Here is a 16523-nt window from a genome sequence, read left to right as displayed (position 1 = left end):
CTCGCATTTGGTGATCGGGGAGCTGGCACGTATGATGCTTCACAAACTTCCGCAGATTAGAAGCCTATGTCCCTGATAGTTCTACTGCTTCTGCCATTCGTTGGCAGCTGTCTGGCAGCTGTCCTGCCGCACAATGCGCGTAATGCCGAATCCCTGCTGGCTGGCCTGGTCGCTTTGATCGGCACCGTTCAGGTCGCGTTGCTGTACCCGCAAATCGCCCACGGCGGCGTGATCCGCGAAGAATTCATGTGGTTGCCCAGCCTTGGGCTGAACTTCATTTTGCGCATGGATGGCTTTGCCTGGCTGTTCTCGATGCTGGTGCTGGGCATCGGCACACTCGTCTCTTTATATGCCCGCTATTACATGTCGCCGGACGATCCGGTGCCGCGCTTTTTCGCGTTCTTCCTAGCGTTCATGGGCGCCATGCTTGGCCTGGTGATTTCCGGCAACCTGATTCAGATCGTGTTTTTCTGGGAGCTGACCAGTCTCTTCTCGTTCCTGCTGATCGGCTACTGGCATCACCGCGCCGATGCGCGGCGCGGTGCTTATATGGCATTGATGGTCACCGGTGCAGGCGGGTTAAGCCTGCTGGCGGGGGTCATGATCCTCGGCCATGTCGTAGGCAGCTACGACCTCGACAAGGTCCTGGCCGCCGGCGATCTGATTCGCGCACATGCCCTCTACCCCGTTCTTCTGCCGCTCATCCTGATCGGCGCGCTGAGCAAAAGCGCACAATTCCCCTTTCACTTCTGGCTGCCCCACGCCATGGCAGCGCCGACGCCTGTCTCGGCATATTTGCACTCAGCGACCATGGTCAAGGCCGGGGTCTTTCTCCTTGCACGATTGTGGCCATCGCTGTCCGGCAGTGAAGAATGGTTCTACATCGTCAGCGGTGCCGGCGCGTGTACGCTGTTGCTCGGCGCGTACTGCGCGATGTTCCAGAACGATCTCAAAGGTCTGCTGGCCTACTCGACCATCAGCCATCTCGGCCTGATCACTTTGCTCTTGGGCCTCAACAGTCCACTGGCTGCGGTCGCAGCGGTTTTTCACATTCTCAATCACGCCACGTTCAAAGCTTCGCTGTTCATGGCCGCCGGCATCATTGACCACGAAAGCGGCACCCGCGACATCCGCAAACTCAGTGGCCTGATCAAACTGATTCCCTATACGGCGACGCTGGCCATGGTCGCCAGCGCCTCAATGGCCGGGGTGCCGTTGCTTAACGGTTTCCTGTCTAAGGAAATGTTCTTCGCCGAAACCGTATTCATCAACGCCACCGCATGGGTGGAAACCAGTCTGCCGATCGTCGCAACCATCGCCGGCATGTTCAGCGTCGCGTACTCGCTGCGGTTCACTGTCGACGTATTCTTCGGCCCCACCGCCACCGACCTGCCGCACACCCCGCACGAGCCGCCACGCTGGATGCGCGCCCCAGTAGAATTGCTGGTCTTCACCTGTCTGCTGGTGGGGATTTTTCCGGCGCAAATCATCGGGCCATTGCTTGCGGCTGCGGCACTGCCGGTGGTTGGGGGCGTGTTGCCGGAATACAGTCTCGCCATCTGGCACGGCCTGAACGCACCGATGATCATGAGCCTGGTCGCCATGACCGGCGGCATCCTTCTGTATTTGTTGCTGCGCAAGCAGTTCAAGCTCGGTCGCTTCAAGTACCCACCATTGGTGGGGCGCTTCAACGGCAAGCGGCTGTTCGAGCGCAGTCTGGTGGTGATGATGCGCCTCGCCCGGCGCGTCGAAAGGAGACTGGGTACCAAGCGACTGCAGATGCAGCTCTTTCTGATGGTATTGGCCGCCGTGCTCGCCGGTCTGATCCCGATGCTGCACAGCACTCTCACTTGGGGCGAGCGACCGAAAATCCCTGGTTCCATCGTCTTCGTGACCCTGTGGCTGCTGGCGATCGCTTGTGCGCTCGGCGCCGCATGGCAAGCCAAGTATCACCGTCTCGCCGCCCTGACCATGGTCAGCGTTTGTGGCCTGATGACCTGCGTGACTTTTGTCTGGTTCTCGGCCCCTGATCTGGCGCTGACGCAACTGGCGGTCGAAGTGGTGACCACGGTGTTGATCCTGCTCGGCCTGCGTTGGTTGCCGCGACGCATTGAAGAGGTTTCTCCGCTGCCAGGCAGCCTGCGCAAGGCGCGCATTCGGCGTCTGCGCGACTTGCTGCTGTCGATTGCGGTCGGTGCGGGTATGGCGCTGCTGTCCTACGCCATGCTTACCCGGCAGACGCCTAACCACATTTCGTCGTTCTACCTCAGCCGCGCCCTGCCCGAGGGCGGCGGCAGCAACGTGGTGAATGTGATGCTGGTGGACTTCCGTGGTTTCGACACCCTTGGCGAAATCACCGTACTGGTCGCCGTGGCGCTCACCGTGTTCGCGCTGCTGCGCCGCTTCCGCCCGCCGAAAGAAAGCCTGCAATTGCCGGCCCAGCAACGCTTGCTGGCACCCGACGTGGTGACGGATCTGGTCAACCCGCGTTCGGCCAGTGACACCGCGCTTGGCTTCATGATGGTGCCGGCGGTGCTGGTGCGTCTGCTGCTGCCCGTCGCACTGGTGGTGTCGTTCTACCTGTTCATGCGCGGGCACAATCAACCGGGCGGCGGCTTTGTCGCCGGGCTGGTGATGTCGGTGGCTTTTATCCTGCAGTACATGGTCGCAGGCACGCAGTGGGTGGAGGCGCAAATGAGCCTGCGCCCATTGCGCTGGATGGGCACCGGGCTGTTGTTCGCCACTGCCACCGGTCTCGGTGCGATGCTGGTGGGCTATCCGTTTCTGACCACTCACACGTGGCACATCAGCGTGCCGTTGCTCGGCGATATTCATATCGCCAGTGCGCTGTTTTTCGACATCGGCGTGTACGCCGTGGTGGTCGGGTCGACACTGCTGATCCTCACCGCCCTCGCCCACCAATCGGTGCGCGGACACAAGACTGCATCGCTGCCCAAATCCGTCGCCAGCAAAGGAGCCGTCTGATGGAAGAAGTCATCGCAATCGCCATCGGCATTCTGGCCGCGTCCGGAGTCTGGCTGATCCTGCGCCCGCGAACCTTTCAGGTGGTCATGGGCCTGTGCCTGTTGTCCTATGCCGTCAACCTGTTCATTTTCAGCATGGGCAGCCTGTTTATCGGCAAGGAGCCGGTGATCAAGGACGGCGTAACCCAGGATCTGCTGCACTACACCGACCCTTTGCCCCAGGCGCTGGTACTGACGGCCATCGTCATCAGCTTCGCCATGACCGCGCTGTTTCTCGTCGTACTGCTCGCCTCGCGCGGCTTGACCGGCACCGACCACGTCGACGGCCGGGAGCCTAAAGAATGATGGTGATGACTCACTTGATCGCCGCTCCGATCCTGCTGCCGCTGCTGACCGCCGCGATCATGCTGATGCTGGGCGAGAAGCATCGGCCGCTGAAGGCCAAAATCAACCTCTTCTCCAGCTTCCTCGGCCTGTTCATTTCGGTGATGCTCCTGCAATGGACGCAGACCACCGGTGTGCCCGGTTCCATAGGCGTTTATCTGCCGGGCAACTGGCAGGCCCCCTTCGGCATCGTTCTGGTGGTTGATCGTCTGTCGGCAATGATGTTGGTGCTGACCGGCGTGATCGGCGTCAGCGCGCTGATGTTTGCCATGGCTCGCTGGGACGGCGCCGGCTCAAGTTTCCACGCGTTGTTCCAGATTCAATTGATGGGTCTGTATGGGGCGTTTCTGACGGCGGATCTGTTCAACCTGTTCGTGTTCTTCGAAGTGTTGCTTGCCGCATCCTACGGCTTGTTGCTGCACGGCTCGGGCCGGGCGCGAGTGTCGTCGGGGCTGCATTACATTTCGATCAACCTGTTGGCATCGTCACTGTTCCTTATCGGCGCGGCGTTGATTTACGGCGTGACCGGCACGCTGAACATGGCCGATCTGGCGATGAAAATCCCGCTGGTGCCGGAAGCCGACCGTGGTTTGCTGCATGCGGGGGCAGGGATTCTTGCGGTGGCGTTTTTGGCGAAGGCTGGCATGTGGCCGCTGAATTTCTGGCTGGTGCCGGCTTATTCCTCGGCCAGCGCGCCGGTGGCGGCAATGTTCGCGATCATGACCAAGGTCGGTGTTTATACGCTGCTGCGCCTGTGGACCCTGCTCTTTTCAGGTCAGGCCGGCGCTTCGGCGTTCTTTGGCGGCGACTGGCTGATTTATGGCGGCATGGCGACCATGGCCTGCGCAGGGCTGGCAGTTCTTGCCGCGCAACGCCTTGAGCGCATGGCCAGCCTGAGCATTCTGGTGTCGGCGGGCATCCTGCTCTCGGCGACCGGTTTCGCCCAACCAAACCTGATTGGCGCTGCATTGTTCTATCTGGTCAGCTCTACCCTGGCGCTGAGCGCGCTGTTCCTGCTCGCCGAACTGATCGAGCGCTCGCGCTCGGCCAATGAAATTCCACTTGAGGACGAAAGCGAACTGCTGCCGCGTCCGCAGGAATCGCTGCAGCCGCCCAAGGGCATCAACCTCGACGACGAACAGAAAGCCGTGGTCGGCCAGGTCATCCCGTGGACCATGGCCTTTCTCGGTTTGAGCTTTATCGCTTGCGCCCTGTTGATCATCGGCATGCCACCGCTGTCCGGCTTCATTGGCAAGCTCAGTCTGATCGGCGCATTGCTCAACCCCTTGGGACTGGGTACCGAGGCGCCACTGTCTCCCGGCGCATGGGGACTGTTGGCGCTGTTGATCCTGACTGGTCTGGCCTCCCTGATGGCTTTCTCTCGCCTGGGCATCCAGCGTTTCTGGACGCCGGAAGAGCGTCCGTCACCGTTGCTGCGCAAACTCGAATGCGCGCCGATTTTCCTGTTGCTCGGGCTGAGCATCGCCTTGACTTTCAAGGCTGAACCGCTGCTGCGCTACACCCAGGCCACGGCCGAAGCGCTGAACAATCCGCAGCAATATGTGCTGGCGGTCCTTGGCACTCGAGCCGTACCGAGCCCGCAAGCCAGAGCCGACATGCTCGAGGTGCAGCCATGAATCGACTGTTTCCGGCGCCGTGGTTATCGCTGGCCCTGTGGATTCTGTGGCTGACCCTGAACCTGTCGGTCAGCCCGGGCAACCTGTTACTCGGCGCCGCACTGGGTTTCGCCGCGCCGCTGATGATGCGCAAGTTGCGACCAAAACGTGCGCGCATCCGTAACCCCATGGCCATCCTGCGCCTGTTCCTCCTGGTCGGCCGTGACGTGATCATGTCCAACCTGATCGTCGCCTGGGGCGTACTTAACGCCGGACGTCGCCCGCCCAACTCACGCTTTATCAAGGTGCCGTTGGACCTGCGCGATGCTCATGGCCTGGCGGCGCTGGCGATGATCTGCACCGTGGTACCCGGCACCGTGTGGTCGGAACTGGCGCTGGACCGCAGCGTTCTATTGCTGCACGTCTGGGACCTGAACGACGAAGCGCAGTTCATCGAGCACTTCAAGAGCACTTACGAGCGCCCGCTGATGGAGATTTTCGAATGAGCCCATTGCTGTCGAATGCGATCCTGCTGACGCTGTTCCTGTACTGCGTAGCGATGGCGCTGACCCTGGTGCGTCTGTTCAAGGGACCGTCAGCTCAGGATCGTGTACTGGCCCTGGATTACCTGTACATCGTCGCCATGCTGATGATGCTGACGCTGGGCATTCGTTACGCCAGTGATACCTACTTCGAAGCGGCGCTGCTGATCGCTCTGTTCGGCTTCGTCGGCTCGTTTGCACTGGCAAAATTCCTGCTGCGTGGAGAGGTCATCGAATGAATGCCGAATTGTCTTTATGGATCGAGATTCCGGTGGCGACTCTGCTGGTGCTCAGCGGCTTGTTCACGCTGCTGGGCGCGACCGGATTGCTGCGCATGAAGGACTACTTCCAGCGCATGCATCCGCCAGCACTGGCCTCGACAATCGGCGCCTGGTGTGTGGCGTTGGCGTCGATCATCTGTTTTTCAGCGCTGAAGTCCGCGCCGGTGGTGCACGCCTGGCTGATCCCGGTCCTGTTGGCCATCACCGTGCCGGTGACCACCCTTTTGCTGGCGCGGGCAGCGTTGTTCCGCAAGCGTATGGCTGGAGATGATGTGCCGGCTGAGGTTAGTAGCCGTCGGACTGAGAGCGGTAGCTAGTCAGTCCAAAGGTGCCAAGGCTTGGGCCGTGATCGGACGATCGCTTGCTCCTGCCTTTCAGACCCAAGCCACCGCCAAAAGCCCCGCTCCTAAAAGCGCACACAACGGCGAGTACACCCACGTGTCCAGTCGCGCAAATCGCGAATCCTTCACTTCCTTGAAAAAGCCGACCAGATTCGAGTCACCGATGGCTCGGGCAAACATCAGCAACGCAATCGCGCTGATGACCCATTGCAGTGCCTTGTGCCGCACCGCCGGCATTCCCCAACCGACCCGCATGCAAACCAGCGCCGCGATCACCAGCAGCGCAGCCGCCACTAACAAGGTCAGCCCGCCTGACGGCTTGAACGCCGGGCGCACTGTGGCAACGAAGCCCGACACCGGCACTTGCGGTACCACCACAGCAGCCGCCCATTGCCCACCCAAAGCCCAATACACGTGCATCAGGCCGATTACTGCGAAGACAGCCACCAGCCATTGAGCCAATACAAAGGTCATGGTTGAAATCCTTCAAAGGGATTTGAACAAACCATCGTAGTCGGGTTTTCCAACCATGCACGACCGGTCGGCGGTACGGTGGCCTGACCGTGTTATTTCAGATCAGCCGTCACTTTGTCAGCCACATCCTTGGGCAGCCACGCCTGCCACACATCCGGATGCGCCTTCATGAACGCTACCGCCGCCTCACGAGGCGCGGTGTGCTTGTCACTCATGTCTGCCAGTGCTTTGTTCAGTGGCTCGATTGGAAAATCAACCTTGCTGAAGAATTCGGCGATCTGCGGATTCTGCTTTTGGAACGGCGTAGACACACCAATCGACAGCTTCGATGCCAGCGAGCGGGTCGGTTCAGGATTGGGATTATCGGCGTCGGTCAGCGTCTTCCACGCTTCGGCGTCGAACGGCGGCTCTTCCAGTTGCACCAGTTTGAATTTGCCAAGCAGAGGCGTCGGCGACCAGTAATAGAACAACACGGGTTTGCCGCGACGAATCGAAGAGCTGATTTCGGCATCCAGCGCGGCACCCGAACCGCTGCGGAAGTTAGTGTAATCGTCCTGCAAGCCATACGCGGTGAGCTTCTGCTTGTTGACCACTTCCGACGTCCAGCCGATAGGGCTATTGAGGAAACGCCCTTTGCCCGGGCTTTCAGGGTCCTTGAACACGTCTTTGTATTTCTTCAGATCAGTGACACTGCGCAGATCTGGCGCCAGCGGCTTGATGCCTTTGGCCGGGTCGCCCTTGATCACATATTCCGGCACCCACCAACCTTCAGTGGCGCCTTTTACCGTATCGCCCAGGCCGACGACTTTGCCCTCGGCTTCGGCCTTTACCCAGACCGGACTGCGCCCGGCCCACTCTTCGCCAATTACCTGAATGTCATTATTCGCCAGTGCGGTCTCAAGGGTAATGGTAGTGCCCGGCAGTGTATCGGTCGGCAAGCCGTAGCCTTTCTCGACAATCACCCGCAGCACCTCGGTAATAAGGCTGCCGCTTTCCCAGTTAAGGTCGGCAAAGTGGATCGGCGTCTGTGCCGCCTGCAGCGATTGCGCCGACGTCAGCAAACCGAAGGTGGCCACGCTGGCGGCCAGTAACCGTCGAAATCCGTTCATGCATCGCACCTCGTGCTGTTCACAGCAATGGCAGTTGGCCTGACAGAAACGCAAGCCTCTGAATGACTCAGTCAACTGACTTTAGCCGAGGTTCCTGCTTTTTTTGGGATGGGATGCGCGCAAGGTTACGTTTCAGACTTTTCCTGCAGGCTGTGCAGCTCACGTCTGACCATGCTGGCGTAAGCCGCCGGTTGCAATGCATAAATCTGCGTCGCCACCCAATTCAGCCAGGCACCTTGCAAATCGGCCTTTCGGGCGAACAACCGCTGCGCTTCTTCGCGTGCGCTGTCGAGGTTTTGCAAATGGAAATCTGCTCGATTCACTCGCTGGCCTTGAAGGTCACCAGTTCGCCCTTGCGCCATTTGGCGGCTTTGGCGGTAACCGCTTTCAAGGTCTTGGTCAGGCCTTCCTGCAGCTGCTCATTGGCGGCGAACACGGTAACGACACTATGGCCTTCCTTGAACAGGATCGCGTGACCGTCGGCCGTACTGACAAACGCGTAGTCGCCCAATCCATAAACCGACAGCTTGATGTCGCGAAAGCGAATGTCCAACTTGCCGCCTTCACGACTAGGGAGGACCGATGCAATGAAATGGTCGCCTACCTTTAGTTTGAGTCCCGGTTTGTCATCGACCACCAACGCACTTTCGGTATCGATTTCGGCGATGTAAATGCCTTCGGCGTTTTGCTCGGTGATGTAAACAAAACGTGATTGGAATTGCTTGACCAGCTTTGCACGCAAATCACCCAGCACGAACAAAGCATGCATATCGAGGTTACTGACTGCCAAAGAAACATCCCCACATTTGAAAAACCGCTGCGAAAAACGCCCACGGCAAAGAAACGGCAAGGCCGATGAAAATTGCAAAACACTCAAAAACCTGACGCGAGCAAAGCGCTCTCCAATCGCGAGGTTCGTAGACTACTGGATTGTCATGAGTGAAATCTGCTCTGAAATCGCCAAAGCCTGAAGGAAAAAGCCTCAAGTACGACTAGAGCAAATCTGACTACGAACTTTAGGGAAATTTCTCACGAAAAAAAGCACTTTTCCGACATATCGCTGGCGAAAAATTGCTTTAGATAAGCCACGTCGTCAGCAGGTTCTGGCGATTTTAGAGCAGCGATGCTCATTACGACTACCCGCAACGGCCGCTAATTCCCGGCCCGACTGATGAAAAGGACTTCATATGTGCACTTTGACTCATTTTGCCACGTCGGCTGACGCGCGAATCAACCCATCTCTGGCAATGCAAGTAACCGACCTCCATAACCCACCGACATCTTCTAACAATCAGCAGACTCCGCACTTTCAGGTGGTGCCGGCGGGCATCGCCTTCTTTCATATCAAGGAAATATCCACCGGCCGTGTCAGAGGTTTCCGCGGCAATCACAACGAAGCATGCGCCCTCGCCCGCTCGCTTGAATCAAAAATCGAACTCCACGCCAGCACCTGCCTCTGATAAGGGGAGTGAAATGAACAAGCCGCACCGGCACCGACCCAGGAGTAGATGATGGAACTGCCAACCGAGCTCAACCTGACCACCCTTTTCGAACAGCTGGGCCTACCGTCTGATGAAGCGTCGATCAACGATTTTGTCGAGGCCCATCCATTGGACCAGGACACGAAACTCATTGATGCCGATTTCTGGACGCCCCAGCAGGCGCAATTGCTCAAGGAATGGCTGCGTGCGGATGGCGAAGAAGCGCCGATCGTCGATGAGCTGAACGTACGTTTGCATCGCGGCAAATAAGGCGATCAGTGCAGGCTGTCGCCGGGCTCGATGTTCATTTGTTCGAGCCAGGCAGCCTTGCACTCCTCCGCCTCGTCGCGACTGGCGAACGCTGTGCCGCGTCGCTCACCATTGAGCAAAACCACCCAGCACACACTGCGCCCCATCGCTCGTAATCCGGCCGGAACACCGCTGCCGATCATCACTGCCACGTCTACCCTGCACTGCATGTCTTCTCCGAAGTAATTAGCTACCTAACTAAGTCGGAAGATTAATGCTTTCCTGCGGATGGAAACAGCAATCGCCGCGCACAGATTCATTGCGTCAACGGTAATAATCTCAGCGCGGGGCTTCAGGTTTGTAGCCCAGCCGCAACCCGCCCCAATGCCGGCCCTTGATCGTGATCGGCACTGACAAATCATGCATCAGTTCACCCGTGTCACGCGTGTAAGTCTGCAACAGCACCGGTTGCTGATGGCTGCCGCAGCGGATGCCGGTGCGGTCGGCAAATTTGCGTTTGGTGCGATTGTTCACTGTGTCGATCTGAATATCACCGGTCAGCGGCTGGCTGAATGCCTGGTTATGCGTCGGAACATACCCCTGCTGCGTGCAGGCGATCGCGAACACCAAACCTTCATGACGCGCTAGCAGAGGCTCTTGAATTGCCGGCAAGACCTGATCGGTGTATCGATCAAACCGTGTCTGAAACCTGGCTGGCTCGGTGCCCGGGATCGGCTGGTAGCTGCGATCGAACAAATCATCAAGGCTGACTCGGCCCTGCTCGACATCTGCCTCGAAGCGCGCTGCGATCTGGCTCGCACCTTCGCGGGCCAGGTCATAGATGCGCTGGTGATAATCGTCCAGCCCCACCTCGGCCAGACGCTCACTGATGGTCTCCGCCTGCCCTTCCATCTGCACCGCTGCCTCGGCGAGGCGGCGGGTCTGTTGATCGCTGATCGCCAAATCGCCGCGCATTTGCTCAATCGCGTTGAACAGCGCGTCGAGCTGCTCGCGATTGGTTTGCGCGCCCCGGGCGATTTCGCTGACTTGGGTTTCAACGCCGGCCGCCAGTCGTGCAATGTTCTCAAGATGCTGACCGGTGTGCTCGACCTGTTCTACGCCAGTGTGCAGATCACTCGACAGCTCGCGAATCTGCGCCACCACTTGCGCGGTGCGTTGCTGAATGTCGGCAACCATCTCCCCGACTTCGCCCGTTGCCGCCGCCGTGCGCGCGGCCAATCCGCGCACTTCATCGGCGACCACAGCGAAACCGCGACCGTGCTCACCGGCCCGGGCTGCTTCGATCGCAGCGTTTAATGCCAACAAATTGGTCTGGCTGGCAATCGACTGAATTACCAGCGTCACGCGCTGAATGTCGTCGCTGCGCACACTCAAGGCTTCGATCAGCTCGCGACTGGCATTGGCGCGTTGACTGAGTTGCTGCATGCGCGAAATCGAATCGAGCAGCTCGCTACGCCCCGCCGCGCTGCTGTGATGCGCTTCGCTGGCGGCATCGAGCGCCTCGCGGCTGAGCTGTGAAGTCGCCTGTTCGGTAGCGATCATCACCTCGGCGTTGCTGACGATCTGCGCCGCCGCGTCGAGTTGCGATTCAAGCTTGCTCGCCAGGGCCTTGACCGAGAACGCGACGCCGGCCGCAGACAGTGCGTTGTGACTGGTGGTGTAGGAAAGATCACGAGTCAGTGCAGATAATTCGCCGGCAGTATCGACCGGCGCTGCATCAGCAACCCTGCGCGAACGCAGGCGCGGCAGCCAGACGATCAGCACCGCCAGCGGCATGCCGATGTACAGCGACCATTCGGCCATGGCCATGCCAGCGAGCAATAGCATCAGGGCGATGCTTTGCAGGGTTGGCGCAATCCAGCGGTTTTTCGGCAAAAGCACTGGTGCAGGCAGCACCCCAACCAGAGATCCGTCTCTCGTCATGTTCATCACCCCACGCTCGTTGTCATTGTTGTGACTGCATTAAACGCCACTACAACGCCATTATCCATGGTCCGTTAGTCGTGGGGGTTTGTGGCAGGTCAATGAAAACCGCTTGGGCAAAATGCAGACGAGCAAAAACAAAGATCGCAGCCTTCAGCAACGCCCGTGTAGGAGCTGCCGAAGGCTGCGATCTTTTCAAGGTGCCCTCTTTTGAGAGGGTCACCCCACAGAATCAGGCCTGACGCTGGTGCTTATCGATCTGCTCGTGACGTTCTTGAGCTTCGATGCAGTATTTGGTGGTCGGGCTGATCAGCAGGCGCTTCAGGCCAATGGCCTCGCCGCTGTCGTCGCACCAGCCAAAGCTGTCGTCCTTGATGCGCTCAAGGGCTTGTTCCAACTGCGGCAGCATGCGCTGGTCGCGATCGATCGCGTTGACCAGCCAGGTGCGCTCTTCTTCAACCGAAGCCGCATCCGCCGGGTCAGCCGGGGTGTCCAGGCTTTCAATGGCGATACGATTTTGCTCAATGCGCTCGTGGGTTTCGACTTTCATGTTCTGCAACAGCTCAGTGAAGAAAGCGTGTTGCTCAGCATTCATGTAGTCATCTGCCGGCATGGCCAGCAACTTGTCCTTTGTCATTGATATCTCTATAAAAAAACGTGCATTAAGGCGAATAAGGGAGCGTTTCGGCGAACCGTGTCGGGCCGTCGAAAAGGCATCGTTTTATTGCAAACGCCACCCGGCACTCAATTTACGAGGGGCGGCAGTCTAAGGCCCGATCAAAGCCTCAGCAACTGTAAATACAGGGAATTTGTCCGACAGGACCCGGAAACTGCTCTGACACAGGTGCCACACGGCCATCGGAGTGCGTTTATAGCAAGAAATTCAGTCGAGCGGCTGTATATAGAAGACAAACGGCTAACCGTAACGCAGGATAGCCAGCACTGCCTGCGCTTCGCACGCCAACGAACACCAGGGACTGACAATTGCCTCAGGCTCGACTAGGTTATGCCTTCCCACCGGTTCGACTTGAAGGAACGCGTCATGAAACTGATTGGCATGCTCGACTCCCCTTACGTGCGCCGCGTAGCAATCTCCGCCAAATGCCTAGGGATCGACCTCGAACACGAGTCGGTCTCGGTGTTCCGCCACTTCGAACGATTCCAGCAGATCAACCCTGTGGTCAAGGCGCCCACATTGATCCTCGACGACGGCGTGGTCCTGATGGACTCGACCCTCATCCTCGATTACCTCGAAGCCAGCTCCGGCAAAAGCCTGCTGCCAAGCGATCTCAAACAACGCGCTCAAGCCCTGCGCATGATCGGCCTCAGCCTCACCGCTTGCGAAAAAGCCGTGCAGCTGTATTACGAACGCAACCTGCGGCCGGCCGAGATCCAATATCAACCTTGGGTTGAACGCGTTGAAGGCCAACTCGCCGCCGCGTTTACCGCGCTGGAAAAAGAGCTTGAACACAGCGACTTGCCTGTCGACGGCTCCCTCGCCCAGGACGGCATCAGTCTGGCGGTTGCCTGGAGCTTCACGCACCTTGTCGTGCCGGATCAGATCGACGCCGCGCGCTATCCACGTATCGCCCAATACACCGCCTACGCAGAAGGCACCGACGCGTTCGTCAGCACTCCGATGAACTGACCATGAGCACCACCGACACCGCCGCCCCGGCGTTAAAGGAAATCTTCAACGCCGAGCGCTTGCAGCACATCGCTGACGAAATGAGCGCGGTGTACCCGGCGTTCAAGGCCAAGACGTTTCTCAAACACGCCCAGGACGGACTCGCTGAACTATCAGTAATGCAACGCATGGCGCGTGTCAGCGAAAGCCTGCATGCCGTGCTGCCGCTGGACTACGAAGATTCCCTTGAAGTGCTGTTCGAACTCGCGCCACGGCTGAACAGCGGCTTCGTCAGCATGTGCCTGCCACACTACGTCGCGAGCTACGGCGCCCATGCGTTCGACACCTCAATAGACGCGCTGAAGTACTTCACCGCCTTCGGCTCCTCCGAATTCGCCATCCGCTACTTTTTGCGCAGCGACCTCGAGCGCTCGCTGGAACGAATGCATGACTGGACCCGAGACGAAAACCACCACGTCCGCCGCCTCGCCAGCGAAGGCAGCCGCCCTCGCCTGCCGTGGTCGTTCCGCCTGGAAGCGGTGCAGGCTGATCCGCAGCTGGCCGCCGGGATACTTGATCAGTTGAAGGCGGATGAGAGCTTGTACGTGCGCAAGTCCGTGGCAAATCATTTGAATGACGTGACGAAGGTGCATCCGCAGTGGGTGTTGGACACGATTGAAGGTTGGTCGCTGGAGAACAAGCACACGGCCTGGATTGCCAAGCATGCGCTGCGCAGTTTGATCAAACAGGGCGACGTGCGCGCGCTGACGGTGATCGGCGCAGGGGCGAAGGCTGAGGTTGAGTTGTTGGATGTGCGGGTTGAGCCTGCGGTGGTGAGGTTGGGGGAAGCGATTACTTTGTCGTTTACGGTGAAGTCCATGGTGGCGCACGAGCAAAGGCTGGTGATTGATTATGCGATTGAGTATGTGAAGGCGAATGGCGGGGTTTCGAGGAAGGTTTTCAAGTTGAAGACTTTGGGATTAGCGGGTTTCGGGACTGAGGTAGTGCGACGGAATCAAGTCATCAAGGATTTTACTACGCGCAAGCATTTTGCCGGGCGACATGGGGTGCAGGTGATGGTTAATGGGGAGGTGTTGGGTAGTGCGGCGTTTGAGGTTTTGATTTGAGGCGTGAGTTGTTTATTTACCAAAACAGCCGGTAGCGGATCAGTGCACTGGCAGCCGTGCTTCGACATTGCGCGCGGCGGCACAGTGGACGACTCACGGCTTCAGCGCTTACCAACTTCCGTACGGGATGCCGAATTTCTCGATATAGCGCTTGGACTTTTCGCTGACGGGATAGGCGTAGCGACCACCGTTTTTCCCAAGCTCCGGCCCTAGCGGCTCAATCTCGCCTTGCGCTCGAGCAACCTTTATCGGTCGATGACATGAGTCTCTCACCCACACCTGAACAACACCGCCCGGAGCAAGTCCCAAGTAAACAGAGGCCATGAAGCGTGCTGTCCTGTCAGGTCTCTCGGGGCACCGTTGACTGGTAGAAGTCACCATTATCTGTCTGGCATTCTCTGGAATATCCACCCACGCTTGCCACGTTTTCTGTTCAACGATTGATTGCCAGCGAACATAGATACGAATGGGTAGATCGGCCCCCACCACTCTTTTACCGCTGCCCCCCACCCCTGTCCAGCCGCGAGCAGAGTCAGTACCGTCTTCAGGCTCTCCGCCCGCAGCAGTCCCACCACCGGTTCTAAAGAAAACTCTGCCGGTTATGTCCTGCACGGAACTGTCCTCCACCCATACCTTCATGTAATCGGGCTCAGTGAAAGCCAGCTCCCACCATTTCGACTTTGGATCGCTCTTGGCTGAGAGCAGATCAGGAGACTGGCAACCCGTTATGCATACGCCAAGTAGCAGGGCGACAAATAATTTCATTACCAAAGAGTCCAGTCAGGTACGTGAGGATGCTGCACGCGAATCGCGTCTGCGGTGGGCGCATTGATATAGACGGCGCGGACTCCGCTGCCGTCTCTTCTTCCAAGAGGGTGATTCCAATTTGCGGACATGTGGATGTATTTCAACCTCAGCAGGTTCTCCTCTTGCTGAGTTGTGGTGTAGTCACCTGCGACAAATCGGTCGCACAACGCCTGAAGCTCTGACGGGACCGCCAAAGCAGCCGTGGCTGGAATATCATCGAAGCGAACCCCCTTCTCTTTTGCCAAGCTATGCATCACCCGAAGATATACCCTCGACAACAACCCGCTTACGGAACGTTTGAGTTGCAGAGCTGCATAAACGCGCTTTCTACGGGGACTGAGCCGGTCCTGTTGATCCACGGGCAGGAGAAGCCCGTCCGGCGTAACAATTTCCAGCAGATCTTCGGGCCACCCCCTTGAGATCCACTCATTTTTAATGACCATGGCATGGCGGTAGATCGACGTAGTAGATACATCGGTAAACATCGAGACCTCAAGCGTTTGCATTGGACTGACGAGTACACACTCTTCAATGTCATCGCGATAACCGCCGCCGATGTCGGAATGCACCCCTGGAAGAATGACTTCCAAGTGGTCGGCTTTAACGCGACTCAATGCAAAATTAGCGCGATATTCGTCCCGCGCCGACAGCTGAACGACGTCAGTAAAAAACCGCCGGTCGAGGTAGAGCTTGATGCCCGTGGCCACAGGACTTTTAACGTTACCAAAATTCGACCAGCCTGCAACCGACGGCACAGTGTCGAACAGCCCGATGAATCCCATGTTGATGCTGCCTTGGTACTGATCGATGAAGGTGCGACTAAAGTCGCTCGCATTGTTGCGCAATACATCTCCGAGTGGCCCTTGTTTTCCGCGGACAATTGCATTGGCAAAATGCCTCGCGGCAGCTGCGCCGCGACTAAATCCGAACGTATCGAAAGTCAGAGAGGTAATTTCACTGTTTGGATTTTCGTTAATTACATCTTCAATACGCGATTTGATCTCGCTAAATGATTGTTGGACACGACCCGCTATACCCGTGTCTCCGCGGCCCGTGCCCGCTCCGAATGTACTGTCCTCTTCTCCCGATTGAGTGCCAATCCCCTCTATGTACACCCTGCGAAACGCCCGCTTGTGCGAGCCGTCTCCTTCGGCTTTCTGAGGTGCGAAGTACAGTTCACTCAGTTTGTAAACGTTGGTTGTTTCATTGGCATAGCTACTATCTGGATTGCGCATGTAGGGCTTGCAACTGGCATCGATATCTTCAGGCGCAATCGGATGCTGAGCGCCACACAACAACCCCGCAGCAGAGTTGTTCGCATTGTTGCCCGTGCCATCAAAGAACACCCCGATCCTCAACGCAATCCCGATTTTCTCAGGTTCGCGCGCAGGCTCTTTCCCATGCTTCTCATACTCGGCCCAATGTTGGGCGTGTATGTCGACGGGTTTGGCTTCTTCGTAGCGATAGTTTTTCGGCGGGTTTGGAACGTAGCCACTCAATCCTTGATTCCTTCTGATCCTTGAAGAACGGCCAGAAGGGTGACAGCCGGGATGGAGC

General features: G+C 58.1%; 19 protein-coding genes. 10 read left to right on the top strand and 9 right to left on the bottom strand.

Annotation, left to right across the window (positions count from 1 at the left end; all coding sequences use genetic code 11):
• Window positions 1-66: 66 nt before the first annotated feature.
• Genes ACIGDJ_RS06325 through ACIGDJ_RS06300 form a run of 6 tightly spaced genes read left to right on the top strand, consistent with a single transcriptional unit; the run spans window position 67 to window position 6124 of the window.
• On the top strand, window positions 67-2985 hold the full coding sequence (locus ACIGDJ_RS06325) for a monovalent cation/H+ antiporter subunit A (RefSeq protein ID WP_101155168.1): 2919 nt from the start codon (window positions 67-69) through the stop codon (window positions 2983-2985).
• Entirely contained in the window at window positions 2985-3329 is a 345-nt protein-coding gene (locus tag ACIGDJ_RS06320) for a Na+/H+ antiporter subunit C (RefSeq protein ID WP_016775082.1), read from the top strand. The genes ACIGDJ_RS06325 and ACIGDJ_RS06320 overlap by 1 nt, the downstream gene beginning before the upstream one ends.
• Complete coding sequence (locus ACIGDJ_RS06315; protein WP_313004825.1) at window positions 3326-5005, top strand: monovalent cation/H+ antiporter subunit D; 1680 nt, start codon at window positions 3326-3328, stop codon at window positions 5003-5005. The genes ACIGDJ_RS06320 and ACIGDJ_RS06315 overlap by 4 nt, the downstream gene beginning before the upstream one ends.
• Window positions 5002-5490 (top strand): Na+/H+ antiporter subunit E, encoded by a 489-nt coding sequence (locus ACIGDJ_RS06310; RefSeq protein ID WP_101155172.1) that lies wholly within the window; start codon window positions 5002-5004, stop codon window positions 5488-5490. The genes ACIGDJ_RS06315 and ACIGDJ_RS06310 overlap by 4 nt, the downstream gene beginning before the upstream one ends.
• Window positions 5487-5765, top strand: a complete 279-nt coding sequence (locus ACIGDJ_RS06305; RefSeq protein ID WP_016775085.1) for a K+/H+ antiporter subunit F — start codon at window positions 5487-5489, stop codon at window positions 5763-5765. The genes ACIGDJ_RS06310 and ACIGDJ_RS06305 overlap by 4 nt, the downstream gene beginning before the upstream one ends.
• Complete coding sequence (locus ACIGDJ_RS06300) at window positions 5762-6124, top strand: Na+/H+ antiporter subunit G (RefSeq protein ID WP_313004820.1); 363 nt, start codon at window positions 5762-5764, stop codon at window positions 6122-6124. The genes ACIGDJ_RS06305 and ACIGDJ_RS06300 overlap by 4 nt, the downstream gene beginning before the upstream one ends.
• Before the next feature lie 57 nt (window positions 6125-6181).
• On the opposite strand, the gene ACIGDJ_RS06295 is transcribed toward ACIGDJ_RS06300, so the two are convergent.
• From ACIGDJ_RS06295 to ACIGDJ_RS06280, 4 genes are all read right to left on the bottom strand, one after another.
• On the bottom strand, window positions 6182-6622 hold the full coding sequence (locus ACIGDJ_RS06295) for a DUF3995 domain-containing protein (RefSeq protein ID WP_101155176.1): 441 nt from the start codon (window positions 6620-6622) through the stop codon (window positions 6182-6184).
• Between the two features lie 92 nt (window positions 6623-6714).
• Window positions 6715-7731, bottom strand: coding sequence for an ABC transporter substrate-binding protein (locus tag ACIGDJ_RS06290; RefSeq protein ID WP_101155178.1), 1017 nt, complete (start codon window positions 7729-7731; stop codon window positions 6715-6717).
• 125 nt (window positions 7732-7856) lie between these two features.
• Window positions 7857-8054 (bottom strand): hypothetical protein, encoded by a 198-nt coding sequence (locus tag ACIGDJ_RS06285; RefSeq protein WP_101155179.1) that lies wholly within the window; start codon window positions 8052-8054, stop codon window positions 7857-7859.
• Window positions 8051-8500, bottom strand: a complete 450-nt coding sequence (locus ACIGDJ_RS06280) for a hypothetical protein (RefSeq protein ID WP_313004960.1) — start codon at window positions 8498-8500, stop codon at window positions 8051-8053. Before ACIGDJ_RS06280 ends, ACIGDJ_RS06285 begins: the two co-directional genes overlap by 4 nt.
• A 478-nt stretch (window positions 8501-8978) precedes the next feature.
• Here ACIGDJ_RS06280 and ACIGDJ_RS06275 point away from each other — a divergent pair, with 478 nt between their 5' ends.
• Entirely contained in the window at window positions 8979-9191 is a 213-nt protein-coding gene (locus tag ACIGDJ_RS06275; RefSeq protein WP_256589658.1) for a hypothetical protein, read from the top strand.
• Between the two features lie 51 nt (window positions 9192-9242).
• Window positions 9243-9482 carry a DUF2789 family protein gene (locus tag ACIGDJ_RS06270; RefSeq protein WP_101155185.1) on the top strand — a complete coding sequence of 80 codons (240 nt, stop codon included), beginning with the start codon at window positions 9243-9245 and terminating at the stop codon, window positions 9480-9482.
• Between the two features lie 5 nt (window positions 9483-9487).
• On the opposite strand, the gene ACIGDJ_RS06265 is transcribed toward ACIGDJ_RS06270, so the two are convergent.
• The 3 genes from ACIGDJ_RS06265 to ACIGDJ_RS06255 all read right to left on the bottom strand — a co-directional run bounded on the left by ACIGDJ_RS06265 (window position 9488) and on the right by ACIGDJ_RS06255 (window position 12042).
• Window positions 9488-9691 (bottom strand): hypothetical protein, encoded by a 204-nt coding sequence (locus ACIGDJ_RS06265; RefSeq protein ID WP_313004815.1) that lies wholly within the window; start codon window positions 9689-9691, stop codon window positions 9488-9490.
• A 109-nt stretch (window positions 9692-9800) separates the two neighbouring features.
• Window positions 9801-11024 (bottom strand): methyl-accepting chemotaxis protein, encoded by a 1224-nt coding sequence (locus tag ACIGDJ_RS06260; RefSeq protein WP_397504527.1) that lies wholly within the window; start codon window positions 11022-11024, stop codon window positions 9801-9803.
• Between the two features lie 613 nt (window positions 11025-11637).
• Window positions 11638-12042, bottom strand: a complete 405-nt coding sequence (locus ACIGDJ_RS06255; RefSeq protein WP_016775095.1) for a TraR/DksA family transcriptional regulator — start codon at window positions 12040-12042, stop codon at window positions 11638-11640.
• A 405-nt stretch (window positions 12043-12447) separates the two neighbouring features.
• On the opposite strand from ACIGDJ_RS06255, the gene ACIGDJ_RS06250 reads away from it, so the two are divergent.
• Together ACIGDJ_RS06250 and ACIGDJ_RS06245 are read left to right on the top strand one after the other, a co-directional pair.
• On the top strand, window positions 12448-13053 hold the full coding sequence (locus ACIGDJ_RS06250; protein WP_101155189.1) for a glutathione S-transferase: 606 nt from the start codon (window positions 12448-12450) through the stop codon (window positions 13051-13053).
• Between the two features lie 2 nt (window positions 13054-13055).
• Window positions 13056-14159: a DNA alkylation repair protein gene (locus tag ACIGDJ_RS06245; protein ID WP_313004808.1), complete on the top strand. Its 1104-nt coding sequence runs from the start codon at window positions 13056-13058 to the stop codon at window positions 14157-14159.
• Between the two features lie 108 nt (window positions 14160-14267).
• Here ACIGDJ_RS06245 and ACIGDJ_RS06240 read toward each other — a convergent pair whose 3' ends face one another.
• Both ACIGDJ_RS06240 and ACIGDJ_RS06235 read right to left on the bottom strand, forming a co-directional pair.
• Window positions 14268-14924 carry a DUF2931 family protein gene (locus ACIGDJ_RS06240; RefSeq protein WP_122507968.1) on the bottom strand — a complete coding sequence of 219 codons (657 nt, stop codon included), beginning with the start codon at window positions 14922-14924 and terminating at the stop codon, window positions 14268-14270.
• Window positions 14924-16465 (bottom strand): phospholipase effector Tle1 domain-containing protein, encoded by a 1542-nt coding sequence (locus tag ACIGDJ_RS06235; RefSeq protein WP_397478528.1) that lies wholly within the window; start codon window positions 16463-16465, stop codon window positions 14924-14926. The genes ACIGDJ_RS06240 and ACIGDJ_RS06235 overlap by 1 nt, the downstream gene beginning before the upstream one ends.
• Window positions 16466-16523: the final 58 nt, after the last annotated feature.

The organism is Pseudomonas sp. NPDC079367, from assembly GCF_044542195.1.
Taxonomy (GTDB): Bacteria; Pseudomonadota; Gammaproteobacteria; order Pseudomonadales; family Pseudomonadaceae; genus Aquipseudomonas.
Note: the sequence above shows the minus strand (reverse complement) of the source record. Positions and strands in the feature narration are given on the sequence as shown.

Bases quoted from the DNA above. Each gene is read 5' to 3' on its own strand.
- ACIGDJ_RS06280 (WP_313004960.1), bottom strand. From the start codon at position 8,500: ATGCATGCTTTGTTCGTGCTGGGTGATTTGCGTGCAAAGCTGGTCAAG.
- ACIGDJ_RS06305 (WP_016775085.1), top strand. From the start codon at position 5,487: ATGAGCCCATTGCTGTCGAATGCGATCCTGCTGACGCTGTTCCTGTAC.
- ACIGDJ_RS06275 (WP_256589658.1), top strand. From the start codon at position 8,979: ATGCAAGTAACCGACCTCCATAACCCACCGACATCTTCTAACAATCAG.
- ACIGDJ_RS06315 (WP_313004825.1), top strand. From the start codon at position 3,326: ATGATGGTGATGACTCACTTGATCGCCGCTCCGATCCTGCTGCCGCTG.
- ACIGDJ_RS06270 (WP_101155185.1), top strand. From the start codon at position 9,243: ATGGAACTGCCAACCGAGCTCAACCTGACCACCCTTTTCGAACAGCTG.
- ACIGDJ_RS06250 (WP_101155189.1), top strand. From the start codon at position 12,448: ATGAAACTGATTGGCATGCTCGACTCCCCTTACGTGCGCCGCGTAGCA.
- ACIGDJ_RS06260 (WP_397504527.1), bottom strand. From the start codon at position 11,024: ATGATCGCTACCGAACAGGCGACTTCACAGCTCAGCCGCGAGGCGCTC.
- ACIGDJ_RS06290 (WP_101155178.1), bottom strand. From the start codon at position 7,731: ATGAACGGATTTCGACGGTTACTGGCCGCCAGCGTGGCCACCTTCGGT.
- ACIGDJ_RS06255 (WP_016775095.1), bottom strand. From the start codon at position 12,042: ATGACAAAGGACAAGTTGCTGGCCATGCCGGCAGATGACTACATGAAT.
- ACIGDJ_RS06320 (WP_016775082.1), top strand. From the start codon at position 2,985: ATGGAAGAAGTCATCGCAATCGCCATCGGCATTCTGGCCGCGTCCGGA.
- ACIGDJ_RS06325 (WP_101155168.1), top strand. From the start codon at position 67: ATGTCCCTGATAGTTCTACTGCTTCTGCCATTCGTTGGCAGCTGTCTG.
- ACIGDJ_RS06300 (WP_313004820.1), top strand. From the start codon at position 5,762: ATGAATGCCGAATTGTCTTTATGGATCGAGATTCCGGTGGCGACTCTG.
- ACIGDJ_RS06265 (WP_313004815.1), bottom strand. From the start codon at position 9,691: ATGCAGTGCAGGGTAGACGTGGCAGTGATGATCGGCAGCGGTGTTCCG.
- ACIGDJ_RS06295 (WP_101155176.1), bottom strand. From the start codon at position 6,622: ATGACCTTTGTATTGGCTCAATGGCTGGTGGCTGTCTTCGCAGTAATC.
- ACIGDJ_RS06240 (WP_122507968.1), bottom strand. From the start codon at position 14,924: ATGAAATTATTTGTCGCCCTGCTACTTGGCGTATGCATAACGGGTTGC.
- ACIGDJ_RS06245 (WP_313004808.1), top strand. From the start codon at position 13,056: ATGAGCACCACCGACACCGCCGCCCCGGCGTTAAAGGAAATCTTCAAC.
- ACIGDJ_RS06310 (WP_101155172.1), top strand. From the start codon at position 5,002: ATGAATCGACTGTTTCCGGCGCCGTGGTTATCGCTGGCCCTGTGGATT.